Below are 7,634 nucleotides of genomic sequence, written 5' to 3'. Positions count from 1 at the left end.
CCGTGAGGGCGCCGGGCACCGAGGCGAGCCGCTCGCCGACCGCGATGACCGCGCCGTCCTCGTGCAGCGCCGCGGCCGCCGCCGCGCCGTCGCCCTCGACGCCCGTGGACGACGCGAGCGCGTCCAGCCACTCCGTCTCGGTGCCCGGCGCGGCGGGCAGCAGCGTGCCGCCCGCCTTCTCGAGCCCGCGCGTCGCGAACGGGGCGACCGCGTACGTCCGCTGCCCGTGCTTGCGCCACGCCTTGCGCAGCCGCAGGAAGACGCCCGGCGCCTCCTCCTCCGCCTCAAGGCCGACGAGCAGCACCGCGGGCGCCGCCTCCAGCGACCTGTAGGTGGCGGACGCGTCGCGGCCCGCCACGTGCCAGGCGAGGAAGTCCGCCTCCTCCGCGCTGTGCGCCCGCGCGCGGAAGTCGATGTCGTTCGTGTCGAGAGCGACCCGCGCGAACTTCGCGTACGCGTACGCGTCCTCGACCGTCAGCCGGCCGCCGGTCAGCACGCCGGCCCTGCCGCGTGCCGCGCGCAGCCCGTCGGCCGCGGCGGCCAGCGCCTCGGGCCAGGACGCGGGTTCGAGCGCGCCCGACTCGCCCCGCACCAGCGGGGTGGTGAGCCGGTCCTTGGCCTGCGCGTAGCGGAACGCGAAGCGACCCTTGTCGCACAGCCACTCCTCGTTGACCTCCGGGTCGTTGCCCGCCAGGCGCCGCATCACCTTGCCGCGCCGGTGGTCCGTGCGCGTCGCGCAGCCGCCCGCGCAGTGCTCGCACACACCCGGCGACGACACCAGGTCGAAGGGTCGGGAGCGGAACCGGTACGCCGCCGACGTCAGCGCGCCGACCGGGCAGATCTGGATGGTGTTGCCGGAGAAGTACGACTCGAACGGGTCGCCCTCACCCGTCCCGATCTGCTGGAGCGCGCCGCGCTCGACCATCTCGATCATCGGGTCGCCGGCGATCTGCTCGGAGAAGCGCGTGCACCGCGCGCACAGCACGCACCGCTCGCGGTCGAGCAGCACCTGCGACGAGATCGGCACCGGCTTGGCGTACGTCCGCTTGCTGCCGTCGAACCGGGTGTCCGGGTCGCCGACCTGCATGGCCTGGTTCTGCAGCGGGCACTCGCCGCCCTTGTCGCAGACCGGGCAGTCGAGCGGGTGGTTGATCAGCAGCAGCTCCATCACGCCGCGCTGCGCCTTCCCGGCGACGGGGGACGTCAACTGCGACTTGACGACCATGCCTTCGGTGCAGGTGATCGTGCAGGACGCCATCGGCTTGCGCTGCCCCTCGACCTCCACGATGCACTGCCGGCAGGCGCCCGCCGGGTCGAGCAGCGGGTGGTCGCAGAACCGCGGGATCTCGATGCCGAGCATCTCGGCCGCCCTGATCACGAGCGTCCCCTTGGGGACGGAGATCGGGATGCCGTCGATGGTCAGCGACACCAGGTCCTCGGGCGGTACGGCCGCCTCGCCCGAACCGCCGGAGGAGGGAGCACCGGTCGTCACTGTCATGCGTTCACCTCCAGGTTTCCGGACGTTCCTGTCGCCTCGTCGGACCAGGCCGTCGACCGCGCCGGGTCGAACGGGCAGCCCTTGCCGGTGATGTGCTCCTCGTACTCCGCGCGGAAGTACTTCAGGGACGAGAAGATCGGCGAGGCCGCGCCGTCGCCCAGCGCGCAGAACGACTTGCCGTTGATGTTGTCCGCGATGTCCGCGAGCTTGTCGAGGTCGGCCATCTCGCCCTTGCCGTCCTCCAGATCGCGCAGCAGCTGGACCAGCCAGTACGTGCCCTCGCGGCACGGCGTGCACTTGCCGCACGACTCGTGCGCGTAGAACTCCGTCCAGCGCGTGACGGCCCGCACGACGCACGTCGTCTCGTCGAAGCACTGCAGCGCCTTCGTGCCGAGCATCGAGCCCGCGGCGCCGACGCCCTCGTAGTCGAGCGGCACGTCGAGGTGCTCGTCGGTGAGCAGCGGCGTGGACGAGCCGCCCGGCGTCCAGAACTTCAGCCGGTGCCCGGCGCGGATGCCGCCGCTCACGTCGAGCAGCTGCCGGAGGGTGATGCCGAGCGGCCCCTCGTACTGGCCGGGGTTGGTGACGTGCCCGCTGAGCGAGTAGAGCGTGAACCCGGGCGACTTCTCGCTGCCCATCGACCGGAACCACTCCTTGCCCCGGTGGATGATCGCCGGGACCGACGCGATCGACTCGACGTTGTTGACGACGGTCGGGCACGCGTACAGGCCGGCGACGGCCGGGAACGGCGGCCTGAGCCTCGGCTGGCCGCGCCGCCCCTCCAGCGAGTCGAGCAGCGCGGTCTCCTCACCGCAGATGTACGCGCCGGCGCCCGCGTGCACGATGACGTCCAGGTCGAGGCCGCTGCCGAGGATGTCCGTGCCGAGGTAGCCCGCCGCGTACGCCTCGCGCACCGCCTCGTGCAGCCTGCGCAGCACGGGGACGGTCTCGCCGCGCAGGTAGATGAACGCGTGCGAGGAGCGGATCGCGTGGCAGGCGATGACGATGCCCTCGATCAGCGCGTGCGGGTTGGCGAACAGGAGCGGGATGTCCTTGCAGGTGCCGGGCTCCGACTCGTCGGCGTTGACGACGAGATAGTGCGGCTTGCCGTCGCCCTGCGGGATGAACTGCCACTTCATGCCGGTCGGGAACCCGGCGCCGCCGCGGCCGCGCAGGCCGGAGTCCTTCACGTACGCGATGAGGTCGTCGGGGTCCATCGCGAGGGCCTTCTTCAGGCCCTCGTAGCCGTCGTGGCGCAGGTACGTGTCGAGCGTCCACGACTCGGGCTGGTCCCAGAAGGCGGACAGGACGGGCGCGAGGATGTCCTGCGGCGCGGCTCCGTCGCCGTTGTTGCTGTCGCCGCGCTCGTGCTCGTCGCCGCCGCGTTCGGTCGTCATCGTCATCACTCCCCTCCCTCTTCGACAGGGCCCGCGGGATGCTCGGGATCGGAGGCCGAGGTCGGCTGCGGTGCGTCGTGGGAGCTGAGGTGCTGGGAGCCCGGCTGCGGCGCGTCCTCGGGGTGCGCGCCGTCCCTCGGCCGCACGACCCGCTGGGGCGCCTCGCCCTTGGCGATCCGCAGGCCCGTCAGCGAGGCGGGACCCGCCCCGCCGCCTCCCGCGACGGCGCCCTCGCGCGTGTCGGGGAACCCGGCGAGGATCCTCGCCGTCTCCTTGTACGTGCACATCGGCGCGCCCCGCGTCGGCTCGACGGGGCGGCCCGCGCGCAGGTCGTCGACGAGCCGCTTGGCGGAGTCGGGGGTCTGGTTGTCGAAGAACTCCCAGTTCACCATCACGACGGGCGCGAAGTCGCAGGCCGCGTTGCACTCGATGTGCTCCAGCGTGACCTTGCCGTCCGGGGTGGTCTCGTCGTTGCCGACGCCGAGGTGCGCCTTGAGCTCGTCGAAGATGGCGTCGCCGCCCATCACCGCGCACAGCGTGTTGGTGCAGACGCCGACCTGGTAGTCGCCCGACGGCTTCCTGCGGTACATCGTGTAGAAGGTCGCCACGGCCGTGACCTCGGCCGTCGTCAGGCCGAGCAGCTCGGCGCAGAACGCCATGCCCGTACGGGTCACATGCCCCTCCTCCGCCTGCACGAGGTGCAGCAGCGGCAGGAGCGCGGAACGCGAGCCCGGGTAGCGGGCGATGACCTCCCGGGCGTCCGCCTCCAGGCGTGCCCTCACCTCGGCCGGGTACTCGGGGGCCGGCGGCTGGGGCATCCCCAGCGGGACGGGGCTTGACGGTGTGGTCGTCACCGGTCGACGCCTCCCATCACGGGGTCGATGGACGCGACGGCGACGATGACGTCGGCGACCTGGCCGCCCTCGCACATCGCCGCCATGGCCTGGAGGTTGGTGAAGGACGGATCGCGGAAGTGGACCCGGTAGGGGCGCGTGCCCCCGTCGGAGACGACGTGCGCGCCGAGTTCGCCCTTGGGCGACTCGACGGCCGCGTACGCCTGGCCCGCGGGGACGCGGAAGCCTTCGGTCACCAGCTTGAAGTGGTGGATGAGGGCCTCCATCGACGTGCCCATGATCTTCTTGATGTGGTCGAGCGAGTTGCCGAGGCCGTCGGGGCCGAGCGCGAGCTGCGCGGGCCAGGCGATCTTCTTGTCGGCGACCATCACGGGCCCGGGCGCCAGCCGGTCGAGGCACTGCTCGACGATGTTCAGCGACTGCCGCATCTCCTCCAGACGGACGAGGAAGCGACCGTACGCGTCACAGCTCTCGGTGGTCGGGACGGTGAAGTCGTACGTCTCGTAGCCGCAGTACGGGTCGGACTTGCGCAGGTCGTGCGGGAGGCCCGCGGCGCGCAGGATCGGGCCCGTCGCGCCGAGCGCCATGCAGCCGGTGAGGTCGAGGTAGCCGACGTCCCGCATGCGGCCCTGGAAGATGGGGTTGCCGGTGGCGAGCGCGTCGTACTCCGGCAGGTTCTTCCTGAGCGTCTTGATCATCTCGCGCAGATGGTCGACCGAGCCGGGCGGCAGGTCCTGGGCGAGACCGCCCGGCCTGATGAACGCGTGGTTCATGCGCAGGCCGGTGATCAGCTCGTACGCGTCCAGGATCAGCTCGCGGTCGCGGAAGCCGTAGATCATGATGGTCGTCGCGCCGAGTTCCATGCCGCCCGTGGCGATCGCCACGAGGTGCGAGGAGAGCCGGTTGAGCTCCATCAGCAGGACGCGGATGACGGTGGCGCGGTCCGGGATCTGGTCCTCGATGCCGAGCAGCTTCTCCACGCCGAGGCAGTACGCCGTCTCGTTGAAGAACGACGTCAGGTAGTCCATGCGCGTGACGAACGTGGTGCCCTGCGTCCACGTGCGGTACTCGAGGTTCTTCTCGATGCCGGTGTGCAGGTAGCCGATGCCGCACCTGGCCTCGGTGACGGTCTCGCCGTCGATCTCCAGGATCAGCCGCAGCACGCCGTGCGTGGACGGGTGCTGCGGGCCCATGTTGACGACGATGCGCTCGTCGTCGGAGGTGACGGCGGACTGCACGACCTCGTCCCAGTCGCCGCCCGTGACCGTGTAGACGGTGCCCTCTGTGGTCTCGCGAGGTGTCGCGTGTGAGGTGGACATCAGGTGTACGACCTCCGCTGGTCCGGAGCCGGGATCTGGGCGCCCTTGTACTCGACGGCGATGCCGCCGAGCGGGTAGTCCTTGCGCTGCGGGAAGCCCTGCCAGTCGTCCGGCATCATGATCCGGGTGAGGGCGGGGTGGCCGTCGAAGATCAGGCCGAAGAAGTCGTAGGTCTCGCGCTCGTGCCAGTCGTTGGTCGGATAGACCTCGACGAGCGACGGCACGTGCGGGTCCGCGTCGGGCGCGGAGACCTCCATGCGGACCAGCCGCCCGTGCGTCAGCGACCGCAGATGGTAGACCGCGTGCAACTCGCGCCCCTTGTCGCCCGGGTAGTGGACGCCGGAGACGCCCGTGCACAGCTCGAAGCGGAGCGCGGGGTCGTCTCGCAGCGTGCGGGCCACCCGTACGAGGTGCTCGCGCGCGACGTGGAACGTCATCTCGCCGCGGTCGACGACGGTCTTCTCGATGGCGTTCTCCGGGAGCAGGTCCTGCTCCTCCAGGGCGCCTTCCAGCTCGTCGGCGATCTCGTCGAACACGCCCTCCTCGCCGGGTCCTGTGCGCGGCCCGCCGTACGGGCGCGACGCGGCGCCGGGCAGCGCCACCGTCCTGACGAGGCCGCCGTAGCCGGAGGTGTCGCCGCCGTTCTGCGCGCCGAACATGCCCTTGCGCACGCCGATGACCTCGCCGGTGGCATCGCGGGCGGCGGGCACCGCGCCCTCGCCGCCGCGCTCGTCGCCGCGCGGCTCCTGTTCGCCCGTCATCGGAGCAGCCCCTTCATCTCGATCGTCGGGAGGGCGTTCAGCGCCGCCTCCTCCGCCTCGCGGGCCGCCTCGATCGCGTCGACCCCGAGCTTCGAGGTCTGGATCTTGTGGTGGAGCTTGAGGATCGCGTCCATCAGCATCTCGGGGCGCGGCGGGCAGCCGGGCAGGTAGATGTCGACGGGGACGATGTGGTCGACGCCCTGCACGACCGCGTAGTTGTTGAACATGCCGCCCGAGGAGGCGCACACCCCCATGGAGATCACCCACTTGGGGTTCGGCATCTGGTCGTAGACCTGCCGCAGGACGGGCGCCATCTTCTGGCTCACGCGCCCCGCGACGATCATCAGGTCGGCCTGGCGCGGCGATCCGCGGAAGACCTCCATACCGAACCGCGCGAGGTCGTACCGTCCCGCGCCCGTCGTCATCATCTCGATGGCGCAGCACGCGAGGCCGAAGGTGGCGGGGAAGACGGAGGACTTCCGCACCCAGCCAGCGGCCTGCTCGACGGTCGACAGGAGGAATCCGCTCGGCAGTTTCTCTTCGAGTCCCATTGGTGACCCCAGCCCCTCTGACCCTCTAGTCCCATTCCAGGCCGCCGCGGCGCCAGACGTAGGCGTACGCGACGAAGACGGTGAGCACGAAGAGGAGCATCTCCACGAGCCCGAAGATCCCCAGCGAGTCGAAGGTGACGGCCCAGGGGTAGAGGAAGACGATCTCGATGTCGAAGACGATGAAGAGCATCGCCGTGAGGTAGTACTTGATCGGGAAGCGACCGCCGCCGGCCGGCGTGGGAGTGGGTTCGATACCGCACTCGTACGCTTCAAGTTTCGCCCGGTTGTACCGTTTTGGGCCCACGAGCGTGGCCATGACCACGGAGAAGATCGCAAACCCAGCTCCGAGGGCGCCGAGCACGAGGACGGGTGCGTAGGTGTTCACGCTCCCCAGCTCCTTCCAGTCGTCCTTGACCGTCTGACCGATGGACCGCACCGACCGTGAACGAACCGGCACCGTCGGCGACATATCCCCGGTGAACCCCGAAGATCGCCACCATGTGAGGCAGTTCACAAGCCCGTTTGACGGGCATCTTATGCCCGGCGGGCTGTGATCTGCGACACGGGGTACCGGACGGTCTTTGTGATCTCCACCACCTGACGAAGGATCATGAAGTCGGATGAGCGTTGATCTTCGTACGCGGTGTACTCAAATGATCACCAGTCGTGACAGACAAGCCTGTTGTCGCTGGTCAGGGAGCGGCGTTCATTATCAGGAGATGCCCGATCCAGGCAAATTAGCTCTGGAATGACCATGGATGATATGGGCCTCATGGCACCCGATGCGTCGATCCGCCGCGCGTCCGCACGGTCCCCCGAAGGAGGGGCCGGACCGCCCCGCGGTGGACGCAACCGCCGGCGACGCCGGGGCGTCCCCTCTTATGCGGGGGTGCGCGCACGCTGATGCGTGTGTGCGCACGCGTGCACGTGCACCGGTTCACGAGCGCGGGCCGGCCCGGGCCGGGGTGCGCCGGTGCGTCCGGCGCCCGTCGTCCGTCGTCCGTCGTCCGTGGCGGGGGTTCACCCGGAGCGCCCTCCGGGTATACGGACGGCAGAACGGCAGACGGGGTCGGACCGTCTCGGTAACCCTCGGGCCGCCCGGGGCCGCCGGCGGCGGGACCCGTCCTACCGCCCCGCCCCTCGCGTAGCCAGCGGAGCGACAGCCGATCCACAGAACGTGACACGCCTGTGACCTGCGCCACGGGCCGCTCCGTGCGCGAAAAAGCTGGCTTGGCCATGCGTCCAAGGGATGCT

The 7,634-nt window shown here is 70.4% G+C and carries 7 protein-coding genes; all 7 read right to left on the bottom strand.

Annotated features, from left to right (window positions below; all coding sequences use genetic code 11):
* On the bottom strand, nt 1-1,498 hold a 1,498-nt coding region (locus tag JFN87_RS14390; RefSeq protein ID WP_209340431.1), incomplete at its 3' end, for an NADH-quinone oxidoreductase subunit G.
* On the bottom strand, nt 1,495-2,901 hold the full coding sequence (nuoF, locus tag JFN87_RS14385) for an NADH-quinone oxidoreductase subunit NuoF (protein WP_209340430.1): 1,407 nt from the start codon (nt 2,899-2,901) through the stop codon (nt 1,495-1,497). The genes nuoF and JFN87_RS14390, both read right to left, overlap by 4 nt.
* On the bottom strand, nt 2,901-3,713 hold the full coding sequence (gene nuoE / locus JFN87_RS14380) for an NADH-quinone oxidoreductase subunit NuoE (protein ID WP_209340433.1): 813 nt from the start codon (nt 3,711-3,713) through the stop codon (nt 2,901-2,903). The genes nuoF and nuoE overlap by 1 nt, the downstream gene beginning before the upstream one ends.
* Nucleotides 3,714-3,745: 32 nt before the next feature.
* A complete protein-coding gene (locus tag JFN87_RS14375) occupies nt 3,746-5,068 on the bottom strand; it encodes an NADH-quinone oxidoreductase subunit D (RefSeq protein ID WP_209340429.1) in 1,323 nt (440 codons plus the stop codon).
* The gene (locus JFN87_RS14370; RefSeq protein ID WP_209340428.1) at nt 5,068-5,829 is read right to left on the bottom strand and encodes an NADH-quinone oxidoreductase subunit C; all 762 of its coding nucleotides are present in this window, start codon (nt 5,827-5,829) and stop codon (nt 5,068-5,070) included. The genes JFN87_RS14375 and JFN87_RS14370 overlap by 1 nt, the downstream gene beginning before the upstream one ends.
* Entirely contained in the window at nt 5,826-6,380 is a 555-nt protein-coding gene (locus tag JFN87_RS14365) for a NuoB/complex I 20 kDa subunit family protein (RefSeq protein WP_209340427.1), read from the bottom strand. The genes JFN87_RS14370 and JFN87_RS14365 overlap by 4 nt, the downstream gene beginning before the upstream one ends.
* Nucleotides 6,381-6,405: 25 nt before the next feature.
* Nucleotides 6,406-6,765: an NADH-quinone oxidoreductase subunit A gene (locus JFN87_RS14360; RefSeq protein ID WP_030904068.1), complete on the bottom strand. Its 360-nt coding sequence runs from the start codon at nt 6,763-6,765 to the stop codon at nt 6,406-6,408.
* Between the last annotated feature and the right edge of the window lie 869 nt (nt 6,766-7,634).

The sequence above is a fragment of the Streptomyces montanisoli genome (assembly GCF_017813245.1).
GTDB lineage: Bacteria > Actinomycetota > Actinomycetes > Streptomycetales > Streptomycetaceae > Streptomyces > Streptomyces montanisoli.
The sequence above is the reverse complement of the archived record's forward strand: the minus strand, read 5'-3'. Positions and strand labels throughout refer to the sequence as shown.

What these genes read in the sequence shown, in the direction of transcription:
- JFN87_RS14375 (WP_209340429.1), bottom strand. Translation starts at nt 5,068, where the DNA reads ATGTCCACCTCACACGCGACACCTCGCGAGACCACAGAGGGCACCGTC.
- nuoF (WP_209340430.1), bottom strand. Translation starts at nt 2,901, where the DNA reads ATGACGATGACGACCGAACGCGGCGGCGACGAGCACGAGCGCGGCGAC.
- JFN87_RS14370 (WP_209340428.1), bottom strand. Translation starts at nt 5,829, where the DNA reads ATGACGGGCGAACAGGAGCCGCGCGGCGACGAGCGCGGCGGCGAGGGC.
- JFN87_RS14365 (WP_209340427.1), bottom strand. Translation starts at nt 6,380, where the DNA reads ATGGGACTCGAAGAGAAACTGCCGAGCGGATTCCTCCTGTCGACCGTC.
- nuoE (WP_209340433.1), bottom strand. Translation starts at nt 3,713, where the DNA reads ATGCCCCAGCCGCCGGCCCCCGAGTACCCGGCCGAGGTGAGGGCACGC.